Origin of the sequence: Streptomyces sp. NPDC090119, assembly GCF_044747085.1 — a bacterium.
Taxonomy (GTDB): Bacteria; Actinomycetota; Actinomycetes; order Streptomycetales; family Streptomycetaceae; genus Streptomyces.
Genome location: NZ_JBIVDK010000001.1, coordinates 171,209 through 185,121 on the forward strand (window position 1 = coordinate 171,209; position 13,913 = coordinate 185,121).

Sequence of the window (13,913 nt, forward strand, 5' to 3'; positions counted from 1 at the left end):
TGGTCACCCGCCCAGTCGGCTCAGGCGCTCGCCGACCTGGGTGGCGGACGGTCGTACGAGCTCGTCCACCACCAGGCCGTCGGCGAGCAGGAGCACCCGGTCCGCGTATCCGGCGGCGACCGGATCGTGGGTCACCATCACGCAGGTCCGGCCGTCCCGGTCCACCCCGGCGCGCAGCAGGGCGAGGATCTCGTGGCCGGTGGTCCGGTCGAGCGCGCCGGTCGGCTCGTCGGCGAAGAGCACCTGAGGGCGGGAGACCAACGCCCGCGCGATCGCCACCCGTTGCTGCTGGCCGCCGGAGAGCTGACCGGGTCGGTGTCGCGCACGCCCGGTCAGCCCGACCCGGTCCAGCGCGTCCCTCACCCGGTCCCGGTCGGGCCGCTTCCCGGCCAGTCGGCCGGGCAGTTCGACGTTCTGCGCGACCGTCATCGCGGGCATCAGGTTGAACGCCTGGAAGACGAACCCGACTTGGTCGCGCCGCAGCTCCGCCAGCCGCCGCTCGGGCAGCCGGGAGACCTCGGTGCCGCCCCACCAGACGGTGCCTCGGGTGGGCCGGTCCATCCCCGCGAGGCAGTGCAGCAGCGTCGTCTTGCCGGAGCCCGAGGGCCCCATCACCGCGGTGAACGTCCCGGCCGCGAGGGTCACCGACACCCCGCGCAGCGCATGTACGGCCGCGGTGCCGCGCCCGTACTCGCGGTGCAGGTCCTCCGCGCGGGCGGCGGTTCCGGTGCCGGTCTCTGTCGTCGTCTCAGCCATGTCGTCATCCTCGGCGGACCCGGCACGGCGATCGATCGTGCCAGCCCCCGAGTCCGGGGTTCGGAAAACCGAACCGGCCGGGACGCCGCTCATCCGGCGCTCCGGGGGCTCGCAGACGTCTGCGGTCGAGCAGAGGACTGGCTGTTGCGGGACATGACGTTGGTGACACAGGCCGATCTCAGTGAAAGCAAGATGCTTCGAAGAGCCTCGGTCGGGTACCGTGCGGGCCATGTCGAGTCCTGAGTCGGACAAGGTGGGGGCTTTCGGTCACGCCGTCAGCCCCCTGAAGCACTGAGCTCTCAGCCCTGTCGTCCCGCCGCATTCCGCGGCCGGGCGAGTGTGCCCTCGGGGTTGGCCGCGGTGACGAGATGACCTTCTCGTGCTTCTCCTCACGTCGGAGCCACTCGATGCCTCTTCCGCTGTACTTGCTTGCCATGGCGGTTTTCGCCATGGGCACCTCGGAGTTCATGCTCGCCGGCCTGTTGCCGGACATCGCCTCGGATTTCGACGTCACCGTCGGGGCCGCAGGTGTGCTCACCTCGGCTTTCGCGATCGGCATGGTCATCGGGGCCCCTCTTGTGGCCGCGCTCGCCCGCAACTGGCCCAGGCGATCCAGCCTTCTCGCGTTCATCCTCACTTTCGCGGCGGCTCACGCCGCGGGGGCCGTCACCACCAGCTTCCCGGTCCTGTTCGCTACCCGGGTCGCCGCCGCGCTCGCGAACGCGGGGTTCCTGGCCGTCGCTCTGACGGCTGCCGCCACGCTGGTCCCGCTCGACAAGAAGGGCCGTGCGCTGGCCGTGTTGCTGTCGGGCACAACGGTGGCCACGATCGCCGGTGTCCCCGGAGGATCGGTACTCGGGACGGTGCTCGGCTGGCGGGCTACGTTCTGGGCAGTCGCCGCTCTCTGCCTGCCCGCGGCTCTCGGCGTCCTGAAGGGCATCCCAGGGGGACAGTTGAGGGCAGAGGCGACGGGCGGGCCGGTCTTGCGGGCGGAGCTCGCCCTGCTCACCAGGCCGCGGTTGATCCTGGTGATGCTGCTCGGCGCGCTGGTGAACGGGGCGACATTCGGAAGCTTCACCTTCCTCGCTCCCGTCGTGACCGACACCGCCGGGCTGAGTGAGCTGTGGATCTCTGTCGTTCTGGTGCTCTTCGGTGCCGGTTCCTTCGTCGGCGTCACCGTCGCCGGCCGGCTGTCCGACCAGCGTCCCGGTCTGGTCATCGCGGTCGGTGGTCCGCTGCTGCTAGTTGGCTGGCTGGTCCTGGCGGTACTGGCCGACAGGCCGGTCGCCTTGTGCACCCTCGTGTTCGGACAGGGCGCGCTGTCGTTCGCCCTGGGCAGCACGCTGATCACCCGGGTCCTCTACGAGGCAGCACCAGCCCGCACGATGGCCGGCTCGTATGCGACCGCGGCACTCAACATCGGCGCCGTCGTCGGCCCCCTTGTCGCCGCGACCACCCTCAGTACGGAGGCCGGGGCCCTCGGACCGCTGTGGGCGAGCGGACTCCTGGTCGGTGTCGCGCTACTCATCGCCTTCCCACTCCGCACCAGCGTCGTGGCCGGCCGAAGCGCCGAGGTGCTCCAGTGACCCATGCGAACGCCCCCTGCCTGTCCCAGTGGAAGCGCGGATCAGCGAACGCGCCGTGGGCCGTCGGCTGGCCCGCTGGGCATCAACCACCGCCGTCCCTGGACCTCCGAAGCAGAGCGAACCCGAGCAGTAGCGGTCCGGAACATCCACTGCAACCACCACCGACCTCACACCATCGCCGGGAACCGTCCTCCGGCCTCACGCCTCCGCGCAAACGTCATGGCCAGCGACAACTAGGCGGGCAGCGTGCAGACCAGCATCACGACACCCACGGGCGGCAGCAGGGTGAGGACGGCCGCCGAGACGCGGGCAGCCGACCAGCGGCGCTTCCAGGGCAGCAGCCAGGTGGTCAGCAGCGACCCGAAGGAGAGGGCACTGCCGTAGGTGAGGAGGCCGTAGACCCAGGCCAGTGAGGTGTCGAGGGCGGCCGAGCAGTTGTCCGGGCCACAGCTGTCCGTGGCCATGGCGGACAGGCCGCCGAACATGACGGCGACCGGGCCGAGGATGACCAGCAGGGCGGTGGTCATGGTCGCGATCACCGCGGCTCGGGGGTCCCTCGTGTCCGCGTACGCCGGGCCCGCTGTGAGGTGCTGTGTCGTCATGCGTCCAGTGAACGGAGGGGGCGGCGTCCCGCGCACCGGCCCGCGTACTCATTCGGCCCGGCCGACGTACTCAGGCCCGCACCCGCGAGGCCACCGCCCGGTCCGGGGTGGACCGGGCGGTGGCCTCGCGGCCCGTGGGTGTCAGGCCGTGGCCTCCTCCGTGGGCCAGGTGGTGCGGTGGTCGGCGGCCCGGATGATCTTCTCGGCGTCGTCCACCGGCGGGTAGATCCACTCGCTGTTGATCCGCTGCTTCAGCTCCTTGGCCTCCTGCCCGGTGAGCTGCACCGTGCGGTCCCAGCCCGAGGTCAGCACCGCGCCGGCGGGGCCGAGGTCGAGGCAGGTGACGTACGGGTCGGGGGCGAACGGGACGAGGTCGAGGCCGAGCAGGTCGGCGGCCACGTTGCGCCCGGCGAACTTGCCCAGCGGTACGGCGTGCTGGCAGCTCTGCGTCACCATGTGGTCGCCCTCGGCGCGGGCGGCGGCGGTGTCGCCCGCCGCGTAGACACCGGGGACGCCCTGGACGCGCAGGTGGTCGTCGACCAGCAGTCGGCCGAGGCGGTCCCGCTCGCCGGGCACCAGGGCGGTGAGGTCGCTGGCCCGCATACCGGCCGTCCAGATCGTGGCGGCGGTGGGGACGACCTCTCCGTCGGACAGGGTGACCGACCGTTCCCGGACCTCGTCGAGGGTCACGCCGAGGCGCGGTTCCACGCCGAGTTCGGCCAGGACGGCGGCGATGTGCGGCCGGGGCCCCGCACCCAGCTCCGGGCCCACGACGTCCGCGCGCTCCACGAGGACGACGCGCACCTCGTCCTGCCGTTCCACGGGCGCCAGTTCGCGCAGTCGCTCGGTCAGTTCGGTGGCGATCTCCAGGCCGGTGAAACCGGCTCCGACCACCACCACGGTGAACTGCCCCGCGAAAGCGGCCTGTTCGGCGGCGCGCTTCAGGTGGTGGTCGAGGCGGGCGGCGGCGCCCATGGTGTCGACGTCCAACAGGTGCTCGGAACCGGGCAGTTCGGGGCGTACGACCTGGCTGCCCGCGGCGAGCACCAGACGGTCGTACGGCAGGACGATCTCGCGTGTGTCCCGCCCGAGGGCGACCACGCTGCGCCGCTCGGTGTCGATGGCGGTGACCGTGGCGGCCACGCGCCGGACGCCCACCGGGCCGAGGACCCGGTCCAGCGACACCCGCATGCTCTCGGGGTCGGCCTCGTACAGCCGGGGGCGGATCACCAGGTCGTCGCCGTTGCTCACCAGGGTCACCTGAATGTCGGCGGGGTCGGTGCCGTTCTCCCGCGCCGTGCGGACCGCGCCGAGGGCGCTCCACACGCCCGCGAAGCCGCCACCGATAACCAGGATATTTTTCATCCAGATTCACCTTCCAAAAAATGGGCGCGGCAGGAGCCTCGCCCTGATCGAATCCTGTTCAGTCCAGCCGGAACGCCCGGCGCACCGCCGTGTCCATGGCGGGGGCGTGCGCGTCCGCCCGGAGGCGTACGTCCGCCAGCGTCTGCGCGGCCAGCGCCTCGCGCCAGGCGTGCTCCGCCCGGTCCATCGACGCCTTGACCGCGCACGCCGTGCTGAAATCGCTCACCGTGCACTCCCCGACGGTTCCGCACCGCCGGATCTCGCCGCACCGGAAGACCGGCTCGCGGCCCTCGATGGCGTCGACCACATCGAGAAGCGTGATCGAACCGAGGTCCCGGGCGAGCCGGAAGCCTCCGCGGGCGCCCGGCACCGACTCCAGCAGACCGGCCTTGACCAGCGACTGGAGCTGCTTGTTGAGGTAGGCGCGGGGCAGGTCGTGGCCCGCGGCGAGGGTGGCCACCGCCACCGGCTCGTCGCCGCCCGCCCACGCCAGGTTCAGCAGCGTGTGCACGGCCCACTCGACTCCTCGGCTCAACCGCATACCTGGACCATACGTATCCAGGTTCGCGCTCGTCAAAGCGGGCCGTGCGGAGCCCGCGCGCGGGGAACCTCTGATCGAGAAACGGCCCCCATGGGAAACATGTCGACATAGCGGCAGGGGTAGGTGTCCTTGTCGGCCGACATATGCACACCCGTCAGTAACTCGACCCGCGCACGCGGTCCGTCTCTTTCCGGGCCCGGTCCCCGCCAGGAGATCCACATGTCCTACGACAGCTCCGAGTTACCCACCGGCCGTCGCGAACCCAGCTGGTCCACGGGCGACGGATCACCCGAGCCCCGGCGCTCCGGACCGCACCGCACCCTGCGCATGCTGCGCCGCGCCTACCGCTGGCAGCGGCGCGTGGCCTCCCTCGCCGCGCTCGGTTACTTCGCCGTCTTCCTCACCCTGACCGTCAAGGCCCCCTGGCTCATGACCCGGCCCGGACCCGGCGGCCTGCCCACCGGCCTCCTGCTGGCCCTCGCCCAGATCCCCGTCACCTGGCTGGCCGTCCTGCTCTACGAGGTGACCGCCCACCGGCTCGTCGACCCGCTGGCCCGCCGCGCCCGCCAGTCGTACCCGGCGCCCGCGCACCGGGAAGGAGGCCGGTGACGGAGTTCAGCGGTCCCGCGCAGTCCTGGTCCCTGGCCGCCTTCTGCTCCGTCGTCGCACTGACCCTGCTGCTCTGCGTGCTCACCGGCCCGGACGCGGACGACCTGGCCGAGTTCTACACCGGCTACCGCTCCCTCTCGCCCCTGCGCAACGGACTCGCCATCGCCGGGGACTACATCTCCGCCGCCACCGTGCTCACCATCGGCGGCATCATCGCGCTGTGCGGCTACGACGGGGTGGTCCTCGCCCTCAGCGCCGTACTGTCCCTGCTCCTGCTGATGTTCCTGCTCGCCGAGCCGCTCCACAACACCGGCCGCTACACCATGGGCGACGTCCTCGGCCACCGCCATCCCGCCCGGAGCGTCCGCGTCACGGCCTGCGCCGTCACGCTCGTCGCGCTCGTCCCGATGATGGTCGTCCAGCTCGCCGGAGTGGGCGAACTCCTCGCCTACGTACTGGGGTTCACCGAACCCGCCATGAAGAACGGCTGCGTGGTCGGCGCCGGAATCCTCATGATCAGCTACGCCGCTCTCGGCGGGATGCGCGGTACCGCGCTCGTCCAGATCTTCAAGACGGTGATGCTCCTCGCCTCCGGTCTCGTCGTCAGCGGACTGATCCTGCACACCTTCGGCTGGAGCACCGGGGCGCTGTTCCGCACCGCGGCACGGGAGAGCGGCGCCGGTCCGGCCTACCTGCGCTGGGGACTGCAGTACTCCAGCAGCCCGCACCCCGCGCTCGACCTGGCGAGCACCCAGTGCGCCATCGTGCTGGGCGCCGCCTGCCTGCCGCACGTCACCATGCGCATGTACACCGCCGGAACCCCGCGCCAGGTCCGCCGGGCCATGTCCTGGGCGGTCTCCTCGGTCACCCTGTTCATCGTGATGCTGGTGGTGATCTGTACGGGGGCGACCGCCCTGCTGGGCCGGGTGCGCATCGCCGGGGCCGACCCGCACGGCACCACCGCCTACCTGCTGGGCGCCCGCGCCGCGTTCGGCACCGATCTCTCCCGCTCGGAGAGCCTGCTCTTCGCCACCGTCACCACGGCCGTCTTCCTCACGCTGCTCGCCTCCGTGGCGAGCATGACGCTGGCCTGCGCCAATGCCCTCGCCCACGACCTGACGGCCTCCCGCCGCACCCCTCTGGCACCGGCGCGCGAACTCACCCTCGCCCGCGCGTGCGCCCTGCTGGTCGGCATCCCCGTCATCCTGGTGGCTGCCCTGGCCCAGCACCGCAGCCTGCAGCCCCTGGCGACGCTCTCCTTCACGCTCGGCGCCTCGGCGATCGCGCCCGCGCTGCTCTTCACCCTCTTCTGGCGCCGCTACTCCCGAGCGGGGCTGCTCGCCACGCTCATCGTCGGCTCCCTCACCGTCCTGGCCCTGACCCCGGGCACCACCCTCGTCTCCGGAAGCCCGCTGTCCGCCTTCCCCGAGGCCGACTTCGACTGGTTCCCGTACAACACACCCGCCCTGGCCTCCATCCCCGCGGGCTTCCTCGCGGGCTGGCTCGTCACCCTGCTCTCCGGGAGGAAGGCCGCCGACCGGGAACGCGGCCGCTACGAATCCGTCGAACACCAGCTGCTGACGGGTCCACCGGCACGCGACCGGACCTGACGCCGAGGCCCGCCCGGCCGCACGGTCAGGCGGGCTGCCAGAGTTCGACCCGGTTGCCCTCCGGGTCGGTGACCCAGCCGAAGCGGCCGACGCCGTCCATGCTCTGGACGTCGTCGGACACGTCCGCGCCCTTGGCACGCAGCTGCGCGAGCATCGCGTCCAGGTCGCGGACCCGGAAGTTGAGCATGGTCCGCTGGGCGGGGGAGCCGAAGTAGTCGGTGCCGGACTCGAACGCCGCGAACACCGTCGGCCCGGTCTCCTGACGCCACAGGCCGTGCTCGTCGGTGTCCAGGCCCAGGCAGTCGCGGTACCAGGCGGTCAGGGCCGCCGGGTCGGTGGCGCGCATGAAGTAGCCGCCGATTCCCAGTACATGTTCCATGCGGGCATCCTGCCAGCAGAGCGTGGTGAGTTGCGGGTCGGCGCGTCAGAGCACTGCCAGCCGGTCCACCAGCAGCTCGACCCGCCGCTCGGCGTCCCCCGAGGGCAGCCTGCCCGCGCGGGTCAGGGTGGCCAGGCCGTGCAGGGCCGCCCAGAACACCTCGGTGAACAGGGCCGGGTGGACACCCTCCCCGGCGACCTCGCCGAGGCAGTCCAGCAGCGCGGCGAAGGCGTCCTTCAGTGGCTCCGGGGTGTCCTCCCGCGCGAACGCCAGGCCACCGTCGAGCTGGAACATCGCGTCGTAGACCGCCGGGTTGCGCTCGGCGAAGTCGAGGTAGGCGTGGGCGAGGGCGGTGACCCGGGCGCGCGGGCCGTCCGCGGCGGAGGTCGCGGCCCGCAGCGTCACCGCCATCTCGGCGGCCCCCTCCAGGGCGACGGCGCCGATGATCTCGCGCTTGCCGCGGAAGTGGCTGTAGAGCACGGGCTGGCTGTACTCGATGCGCTCGGCGAGGCGGCGCGTGGTGACCGCGTCCCAGCCCTGCTGCTCGGCGAGTTCACGGGCCGTCGCCACGATCAGACGCTCACGGGCCGCCCGCTCGCGCTCCTTGCGTTCCTGTACCGACATACGCCGATGCTAGCACTGCTAGACAATCGAGCATCGGCAGAGCTAGCGTTGAATCACTATCTAGCAGTGCTAGATCCCAGGAGGGTCATCATGCTCAACGCACTCGAGGTCTTCACCACCGTGGTCGTCGGTCTGATGGTGGGGGTGGAGTTCGCCGTCGCCTTCGTCCTCAACCCGATCCTCACCGGCCTCCCCGGCGACAACGGCCTGCGCGGCCGCGTCCACGGGGCCCGGATGCTCGGCGCCGTGATGCCGTTCTGGTACATCGGCTCGCTCATCCTGAGCGCGGTCTGGGCCGTCGCCGGATGGCACCACCAGGGCGCCGTCCTCGTCGTCATCGGTGCCGCGCTGCTGATCGTGAGCGTGGTCATGTCGGTGGTGCTGCTCGTCCCGATCAACAACCGGGCCAAGGCGTGGACCAGCGAGAACCTGCCCGCGGACTGGAAGGAGCAGCTGGGTCGTTGGGACGGCCTCCACTACCTCCGCGTCGCCGTCATCGTCGCCGCCTTCGCCCTGCTGGCCGCCGCGCTCGCCTGAGTCGGGATCTGGTCCGTCAGTGGCCGGGCCTGGGCAGCCCGGCCAGCGCGGTGTCCGCGATGCCGCGCAGGACCTCCGGGGCCAGACCGGCCTTGCCCACCGCCTCGATGCCCCGGACCACCGCCAGCAGCATGGCCGCCAGGTGTTCCGGGTCCGCGGCGCCGTCGATGTCGCCGTGGCGCTGGGCGGCGGCGATCTCCCTCCGCAGCAGGGCCAGGAGCGCCGTCATGGTCTCGGCCGACCGTCCGGCCACGGCCGGGTCGTGCTGGGCCAGCTCCGCCACGCCCTTCGCCAGCAGGCACCCGCGGTGCTCGACGTCCGCGGCGGTGTTGTCCGCCATCAGGTGCACATACGCCGACAGCCGACCGAAAGCCTCTTCGTCCGAGTCGCCCGACAGCTGTTCGTCGGCCACCCTGACGACCGCGGCGCACCAGTCGCCGAACACGAGGTGGAAGAGGCCGCTCTTGTCGCCGAACGCGCCGTACAGGCTGCCCTTGCCCAGGCCGGTCGCCCGGGCGATGTCGTCCATCCGCGTGCCCGCGTAGCCGGTGGTCCAGAACTGCTCCCGCGCACGCTCCAGGACGTGGCGTTCATCGAATGCGCGTGGTCTCGGCATGGTGCCTCAGCGTACTGATTCTTGACTGGATCGTCCATTACTGGTTACGTCGTTGTGGACGATCCATTCCAGAACTGAGGGAGTCCGCCATGCCAGGCGTGCTGCAGGAGAAGGTTGCCGTGATCACCGGGGGCACCAGCGGGATCGGGCTGGCCATCGCCCACCGCTTCGTCCGGGAGGGCGCACGGGTCTTCGTGACCGGCCGCGACGCCCACCGTCTCGAGGAGGCCGTGAAGGAACTGGGCCCGGCGGCGACCGGCGTACCGGCCGACGTCTCGGTCCTCGCCGATCTCGACGCCCTCTACGCGCGGGTCCGTGAGGAAGCCGGGCGCATCGACGTGCTGGTGGCCAACGCGGGAATCGCCGCGGACGCGTCGCTCGGCGCCCACACCGAGGAGAACGTCGACCTGACGCTCGCCGTCAACATCAAGGGCACGCTGTTCACCGTCCAGAAGGCGCTGCCCCTGCTGGCCGAGGGTGCGTCGGTCCTGGTCATCGGTTCGAGCAACAGCGTGCGTCCCAACGCGGACCTCGAGATCTACAGCGCGTCGAAGGCGGCGCTGACCAATCTCGTGCACAACTGGGCCCGGCGGTCGCGGGAGCTCCGGTTCCGGGTCAACGTGCTCAGTCCCGGCCCCACGCGCACGGCGGCCCTGGTGCGTGCCACCGGAGGGAACGCCGAGCAGTTCGCCGAGGACTTCGTGCCGCTGGGGCGGCTGGCCGAGGTCGACGAGATCGCCGAGGCCGCGCTCTTCCTGGCCTCGGACGCCTCGTCGTTCGTCACGGGCGCCGAACTCTTCGCCGACGGCGGCTACACGCGGGCCTGAACGACACCCCGACCGGCAGTCCCGCGTCCTCCTCGGATGCCACCGGAACCGACATCGCGGGGCTGCCGGTGAACGTCCGTTCGTCAGTTCGAGAAGATGTCCCCATGACAGACAGCAACCTGGCCGTCGAAGCCGAACAGCGCCTCGCGGCCGGTGACCACGCCGCCGCCCTCACCCTCTATCTGCGGGCCTGGAACCGCCCGGACGACGAGGTGGCGGAGCGGGTCTTCGACCTCATCTCGGACTGGGCGGACATCGGCGCCGCCCTCGACACCATCGAGACCGCCGCCCGGACGGGCAACACCGCCGCCTACGAGGCCCTGGCCGAACTGCTCGTCGAACTCGAGCGACCCAAGGAGGCGCTGGCGGCGCTCCGGGCGGCGGCCGACGGCGGGCGGGACGTCACCCTGATGATCGCCTCGATCCTGGCCGACGAACTCGGCGACCGGGAGCAGGCCGAGGAGTACTACCGGCAGGCGCTCGTCGACGACCACCCCCGCGCGCTCAACGACTACGGCGCCTTCCTCAGCGAGGACGACGAACGGCTGGACGAGGCGGTCGAGTTGCTGACCCGGGCGATCGAGCGGGGCGACGACATGGCGGCCGGGAACCTCGGCCGGCTGCTCGCCGACGAGGAGCGGTACGAGGAGGCGCTGCCCTGGCTGAGGCGGGCGCTGGACGCCGGGCACCGCTCCGTGCTGGCCGTGCTCGGTGAGACCGAACACGTCCTCGGTGACCTGGAGTCGGCCCGCGTCCACCTCCGCGAGGCCCTCGCCGAGGAGATCACCGGCGCCCACTTCGCCTACGCCCTCCACCTGGCCGAGACCGGTTCCCCCGAGGAGGCCGTACGCCACTACGAGGCCGCCGCCAAGGAGGACGGCGAGATCAACGCCTACCTCAACCTCGCCCTGCTCCACGAGGAGTTGGAGCAGTGGACCCAGGCGGACCGCCACTACCGCGAAGCCCTCGCCCACCAGGACGAGACCGCCTACGTCTACTACGCCCAGTTCCTCGCGGACCAGGACCGGGGTGACGAGATCGGCGCGCTTCTCGCCGCGGCGGCCGAACTGGACCTGGACGAGGAGGACATGGCGGAGCTGCGGGAGCTGGCGGAGGAGAGCCGTTCCGGCACCTCCTGACTGCCTCCTGGAGCGGGAGCGTGGGGGCGCCCTCACCACCCACGCCCCGCCTCCAGCAACACCTCCCGCACCCTGGTCACATCCAAGTTGGCCGGGTGGCCCGGCCGTTGGACCAGGTAGCCGGTGTTCAGCGGCGGGTCGTCCGGGGTGTGCAGCGGGACCAGGGCGCCGGACGTCAGTTCCGGTTCGCACAGGTAGCGGGGCAGGACCGAGAAGCCCGCCCCGGAGACCACCGCCGACTTCACCGCCCGCAGGTCCGGGACCGTGACCGCCGCCGGGCAGTTGAGGCGGGTGTGGAAGACGTGGCGCCAGTAGCGGCGGGCGATGGGGAGGTCTTCGGCGTAGGTGATCAGGGGGACGGGGTGGAGGGCCGACGGGCCTTCCGCCGCCAGGCGTTCGGTGAGCCCCTCCGCCCACACCGGGGACGTCACCAGGACGAACTCCTCGTCCATCAGCGGCACCGCCGTGAGCGTCCGTCCGCGTGGGCGGTACGTGGCGATCACCAAGTCATGGCGGCCGGAGCGGAGTTCGTCCAGCAGGGGGTCCGTCAGGCCCGGTGTGACGCGCAGGCGTACCCCCGCCGCCAGCAGCGGAGCCAGGGCGGGCAGGACCCGCGCCGAGAGGAGTTCGGCCGGGCCCGCCAGGTGGACGGGGGCCGGTCGGTCGGCGGGCTCCGCACCCGTCGCCGTCGCGAGCGCGTCCAGCGGGGCCGCGACGCGGGACGCCAGGTCGTGGGCCACCGGCGTCGGTGCGACCCCGCGCGGCAGACGCTCGAAGAGGGTGCGCGCCAACTCCCTTTCCAGCGCGCGGATCTGTGTCGTCACCGTGGACTGGGAGAGCCCCAGCAACCCCGCCGCGGCCGTGAACGACCCGGCGCGGTACACCGCGAGGAACGTCCGCAGCAGGTTCAGGTCGGGGGAGCTCACGAGGAGCGCGCCTTCAGGACGCGCAGCGCCAACTCCCCCCAGCGCAGGTTCTCCTGCTCGAAGGAGATGCCCCGCAGCAGGGTGAGGTACGGGCCCACCCGCTCCGCCTCGGCCAGGTACTGATCCTCGTCGCGCCCGTCCAACAGCCGTTCGCGCAGGCGCTCGTAGCCGGTGAGCTTGGTGCGGGCCCACTCCACGCGGGTGGCGATGTCGGCGCGTACGGCGGTGAGTTCGCCGATGTCGGCGCACTGGACCTTGACCAGGAGGCCGTCGCGGATGGCGGTGGGGCGACCCAGGGGATCGGCGAGGTAGGCGCGCAGGGCGTCGTGGCCCGCGTCGGTGAGGGAGAAGAGGCGTTTGTCGGGGCGGCGCTCCTGCCGGATCACGCGCGCGGTGACGAGGCCCTCGCGCTCCATCCGGTCCAGCTCGCGGTAGAGCTGCTGGGGTGTGGCCGTCCAGAAGTTGGCCACCGAGGCGTTGAAGCCCTTGGCCAGGTCGTAGCCGGACGCCTCGCCCTCCAGGAGGGTGGCCATCACAGCGTTGCGCAGGGTCACCTCCTCACTCTACTCTCCAACACACCTATTCAACTTGTTGAGTAAGGAGCACCCTGTGCATCCCTTCCGTGCCGCCGTGGAGAACCGCGACGCCGCCGCCATCGAGGCCCTCCTCGCGGAGGACGTCGTCTTCACCAGCCCCGTCGCCTTCAAGCCGTACGCGGGCAAGCCGATCACCGCCGCGATCCTGCGCGGCGTGCTGCGGGTGTTCGAGGACTTCCGGTACGTGAAGGAGATCGCCGACCCGGACGGTCGCGACCACGCCTTCGTCTTCACGGCGACCGTCGACGGCCGGGAGATCCAGGGCTGCGACTTCCTGCACTTCGACGAGGAGGGGCGGATCGACGACTTCACCGTCATGGTCCGCCCCCTCTCGGCGGCTCAGGCGCTGTCCGAGGCGATGGGCGCGCAGTTCGAGCGCATCAGCCGTGAGGCGGCGGGCGCCTGAGCGGGGTCCTTCCTCAGCCCAGGCGCTTCAGGACCTCCTCCGCCAGCGGGGCGGAGGACGCCGGGTTCTGCCCCGTGATCAGGTTCCGGTCGACCACGACCTTCGGCGCCCACGGCTCGCCCACCTGGACGTCCACGCCCGCCTCGCCGAGCCGCGTCTCCAGCAGCCACTTGGCCTTGTCGGCGAAACCGGCCTGCGCCTCCTCGGCGTTGGAGAACCCGGTGACCTGGTAGCCCGCGAAGGCGTTGCTGCCGTCCGGCCGGGTCGCCGCGAGCAGCGCGGCCGGGGCGTGGCAGACGACCGCGAGCGGCTTGCCGGAGTCGAGGGCGTCGACCAGCAGCCTGCCGGAGGTGGCGTCCACGGCGAGGTCCTCCATGGGGCCGTGGCCGCCGGGGTAGAAGACGGCGTCGTAGCCGTCGAGGTCCACGTCCTCCAGCCGGACCGGGTGCTTGAACTCGGGTGCGGCCTCCAGCGCGGCGGCGATCCGGTCGGCGCCCTCCTGGCCGCCGTTGACCTCCGGCGCGAGGCTGCCCTTGTCGACCGTCGGGACGACCCCGCCCGGCGTGGCCACGACGACCTCGTCACCGGCCTTCTTGAACGCCTCGTACGGCGCCACGGCCTCCTCCGCCCAGAAACCGGTCGGGTGCTGGGTGCCGTCGGCCAGCGTCCAGTGGTCGGCGCCGGTCACCACGAAAAGGATCTTCGACATGAGGTCTCTCCAAGCAGTCTGAGGTCCGGGGAGCACCGGCTCCCCACTTGACCGTAGACCGGTGCCCGGAGCCGCACCAATGAAG

Annotated in this window: 17 protein-coding genes and 1 pseudogene; 8 read left to right on the forward strand and 10 right to left on the reverse strand. The window is 71.6% G+C overall.

Features of this window, described 5'->3' with window-relative positions:
• Nucleotides 1–3: 3 nt before the first annotated feature.
• Nucleotides 4–756 carry an ABC transporter ATP-binding protein gene (locus ACIPPM_RS00745; RefSeq protein WP_401441754.1) on the reverse strand — a complete coding sequence of 251 codons (753 nt, stop codon included), beginning with the start codon at nucleotides 754–756 and terminating at the stop codon, nucleotides 4–6.
• A gap of 407 nt (nucleotides 757–1,163) precedes the next feature.
• Between ACIPPM_RS00745 and ACIPPM_RS00750 the strand changes: the two genes are divergently transcribed.
• Both ACIPPM_RS00750 and ACIPPM_RS00755 read left to right on the forward strand, forming a co-directional pair.
• The gene (locus tag ACIPPM_RS00750) at nucleotides 1,164–2,342 is read left to right on the forward strand and encodes a Cmx/CmrA family chloramphenicol efflux MFS transporter (RefSeq protein ID WP_401441755.1); all 1,179 of its coding nucleotides are present in this window, start codon (nucleotides 1,164–1,166) and stop codon (nucleotides 2,340–2,342) included.
• 87 nt (nucleotides 2,343–2,429) lie between these two features.
• Nucleotides 2,430–2,579: pseudogene (locus ACIPPM_RS00755) on the forward strand (IS481 family transposase); the annotation flags it as partial.
• Here the strand turns inward: ACIPPM_RS00755 and ACIPPM_RS00760 are convergent.
• From ACIPPM_RS00760 to ACIPPM_RS00770, 3 genes are all read right to left on the reverse strand, one after another.
• Entirely contained in the window at nucleotides 2,576–2,944 is a 369-nt protein-coding gene (locus ACIPPM_RS00760; RefSeq protein ID WP_401441756.1) for a hypothetical protein, read from the reverse strand. The pseudogene ACIPPM_RS00755 and the gene ACIPPM_RS00760 sit on opposite strands and share 4 nt — an antisense overlap.
• Before the next feature lie 141 nt (nucleotides 2,945–3,085).
• Nucleotides 3,086–4,309, reverse strand: a complete 1,224-nt coding sequence (locus ACIPPM_RS00765) for an NAD(P)/FAD-dependent oxidoreductase (protein ID WP_401441757.1) — start codon at nucleotides 4,307–4,309, stop codon at nucleotides 3,086–3,088.
• 58 nt (nucleotides 4,310–4,367) lie between these two features.
• Nucleotides 4,368–4,850 (reverse strand): RrF2 family transcriptional regulator, encoded by a 483-nt coding sequence (locus ACIPPM_RS00770; protein WP_401441758.1) that lies wholly within the window; start codon nucleotides 4,848–4,850, stop codon nucleotides 4,368–4,370.
• A gap of 219 nt (nucleotides 4,851–5,069) precedes the next feature.
• Here ACIPPM_RS00770 and ACIPPM_RS00775 point away from each other — a divergent pair, with 219 nt between their 5' ends.
• Nucleotides 5,070–5,459 carry a DUF485 domain-containing protein gene (locus ACIPPM_RS00775; RefSeq protein WP_393592384.1) on the forward strand — a complete coding sequence of 130 codons (390 nt, stop codon included), beginning with the start codon at nucleotides 5,070–5,072 and terminating at the stop codon, nucleotides 5,457–5,459.
• Entirely contained in the window at nucleotides 5,456–7,069 is a 1,614-nt protein-coding gene (locus ACIPPM_RS00780; RefSeq protein ID WP_401441759.1) for a cation acetate symporter, read from the forward strand. The genes ACIPPM_RS00775 and ACIPPM_RS00780 overlap by 4 nt, the downstream gene beginning before the upstream one ends.
• Before the next feature lie 25 nt (nucleotides 7,070–7,094).
• Here ACIPPM_RS00780 and ACIPPM_RS00785 read toward each other — a convergent pair whose 3' ends face one another.
• Together ACIPPM_RS00785 and ACIPPM_RS00790 are read right to left on the reverse strand one after the other, a co-directional pair.
• Complete coding sequence (locus tag ACIPPM_RS00785; protein ID WP_401441760.1) at nucleotides 7,095–7,448, reverse strand: VOC family protein; 354 nt, start codon at nucleotides 7,446–7,448, stop codon at nucleotides 7,095–7,097.
• A 45-nt stretch (nucleotides 7,449–7,493) separates the two neighbouring features.
• Entirely contained in the window at nucleotides 7,494–8,072 is a 579-nt protein-coding gene (locus tag ACIPPM_RS00790) for a TetR/AcrR family transcriptional regulator (protein ID WP_401441761.1), read from the reverse strand.
• A 90-nt stretch (nucleotides 8,073–8,162) separates the two neighbouring features.
• On the opposite strand from ACIPPM_RS00790, the gene ACIPPM_RS00795 reads away from it, so the two are divergent.
• Nucleotides 8,163–8,609 carry an anthrone oxygenase family protein gene (locus tag ACIPPM_RS00795; protein ID WP_401441762.1) on the forward strand — a complete coding sequence of 149 codons (447 nt, stop codon included), beginning with the start codon at nucleotides 8,163–8,165 and terminating at the stop codon, nucleotides 8,607–8,609.
• Nucleotides 8,610–8,625: 16 nt separating this feature from the next.
• Here ACIPPM_RS00795 and ACIPPM_RS00800 read toward each other — a convergent pair whose 3' ends face one another.
• Nucleotides 8,626–9,225 carry a TetR/AcrR family transcriptional regulator gene (locus ACIPPM_RS00800; protein WP_401441763.1) on the reverse strand — a complete coding sequence of 200 codons (600 nt, stop codon included), beginning with the start codon at nucleotides 9,223–9,225 and terminating at the stop codon, nucleotides 8,626–8,628.
• An 89-nt stretch (nucleotides 9,226–9,314) separates the two neighbouring features.
• On the opposite strand from ACIPPM_RS00800, the gene ACIPPM_RS00805 reads away from it, so the two are divergent.
• Nucleotides 9,315–10,052: an SDR family NAD(P)-dependent oxidoreductase gene (locus ACIPPM_RS00805; protein WP_401441764.1), complete on the forward strand. Its 738-nt coding sequence runs from the start codon at nucleotides 9,315–9,317 to the stop codon at nucleotides 10,050–10,052.
• Between the two features lie 104 nt (nucleotides 10,053–10,156).
• Entirely contained in the window at nucleotides 10,157–11,191 is a 1,035-nt protein-coding gene (locus ACIPPM_RS00810; RefSeq protein WP_401441765.1) for a tetratricopeptide repeat protein, read from the forward strand.
• A gap of 32 nt (nucleotides 11,192–11,223) precedes the next feature.
• Here the strand turns inward: ACIPPM_RS00810 and ACIPPM_RS00815 are convergent, their stop codons facing one another.
• Both ACIPPM_RS00815 and ACIPPM_RS00820 read right to left on the reverse strand, forming a co-directional pair.
• Nucleotides 11,224–12,117: a LysR family transcriptional regulator gene (locus ACIPPM_RS00815; RefSeq protein ID WP_401441766.1), complete on the reverse strand. Its 894-nt coding sequence runs from the start codon at nucleotides 12,115–12,117 to the stop codon at nucleotides 11,224–11,226.
• Entirely contained in the window at nucleotides 12,114–12,671 is a 558-nt protein-coding gene (locus tag ACIPPM_RS00820) for a PadR family transcriptional regulator (RefSeq protein ID WP_401441767.1), read from the reverse strand. Before ACIPPM_RS00820 ends, ACIPPM_RS00815 begins: the two co-directional genes overlap by 4 nt.
• Nucleotides 12,672–12,726: 55 nt before the next feature.
• Here ACIPPM_RS00820 and ACIPPM_RS00825 point away from each other — a divergent pair, with 55 nt between their 5' ends.
• Nucleotides 12,727–13,119 (forward strand): nuclear transport factor 2 family protein, encoded by a 393-nt coding sequence (locus ACIPPM_RS00825; RefSeq protein WP_401441768.1) that lies wholly within the window; start codon nucleotides 12,727–12,729, stop codon nucleotides 13,117–13,119.
• Nucleotides 13,120–13,132: 13 nt separating this feature from the next.
• On the opposite strand, the gene ACIPPM_RS00830 is transcribed toward ACIPPM_RS00825, so the two are convergent.
• Nucleotides 13,133–13,828, reverse strand: coding sequence for a type 1 glutamine amidotransferase domain-containing protein (locus ACIPPM_RS00830; RefSeq protein WP_401441769.1), 696 nt, complete (start codon nucleotides 13,826–13,828; stop codon nucleotides 13,133–13,135).
• Between the last annotated feature and the right edge of the window lie 85 nt (nucleotides 13,829–13,913).

Coding starts and splice junctions, on each gene's coding strand:
- ACIPPM_RS00745 (WP_401441754.1), bottom strand. CDS start 756: ATGGCTGAGACGACGACAGAGACCGGCACCGGAACCGCCGCCCGCGCG.
- ACIPPM_RS00750 (WP_401441755.1), top strand. CDS start 1,164: ATGCCTCTTCCGCTGTACTTGCTTGCCATGGCGGTTTTCGCCATGGGC.
- ACIPPM_RS00760 (WP_401441756.1), bottom strand. CDS start 2,944: ATGACGACACAGCACCTCACAGCGGGCCCGGCGTACGCGGACACGAGG.
- ACIPPM_RS00765 (WP_401441757.1), bottom strand. CDS start 4,309: ATGAAAAATATCCTGGTTATCGGTGGCGGCTTCGCGGGCGTGTGGAGC.
- ACIPPM_RS00770 (WP_401441758.1), bottom strand. CDS start 4,850: ATGCGGTTGAGCCGAGGAGTCGAGTGGGCCGTGCACACGCTGCTGAAC.
- ACIPPM_RS00775 (WP_393592384.1), top strand. CDS start 5,070: ATGTCCTACGACAGCTCCGAGTTACCCACCGGCCGTCGCGAACCCAGC.
- ACIPPM_RS00785 (WP_401441760.1), bottom strand. CDS start 7,448: ATGGAACATGTACTGGGAATCGGCGGCTACTTCATGCGCGCCACCGAC.
- ACIPPM_RS00790 (WP_401441761.1), bottom strand. CDS start 8,072: ATGTCGGTACAGGAACGCAAGGAGCGCGAGCGGGCGGCCCGTGAGCGT.
- ACIPPM_RS00795 (WP_401441762.1), top strand. CDS start 8,163: ATGCTCAACGCACTCGAGGTCTTCACCACCGTGGTCGTCGGTCTGATG.
- ACIPPM_RS00800 (WP_401441763.1), bottom strand. CDS start 9,225: ATGCCGAGACCACGCGCATTCGATGAACGCCACGTCCTGGAGCGTGCG.
- ACIPPM_RS00805 (WP_401441764.1), top strand. CDS start 9,315: ATGCCAGGCGTGCTGCAGGAGAAGGTTGCCGTGATCACCGGGGGCACC.
- ACIPPM_RS00810 (WP_401441765.1), top strand. CDS start 10,157: ATGACAGACAGCAACCTGGCCGTCGAAGCCGAACAGCGCCTCGCGGCC.
- ACIPPM_RS00830 (WP_401441769.1), bottom strand. CDS start 13,828: ATGTCGAAGATCCTTTTCGTGGTGACCGGCGCCGACCACTGGACGCTG.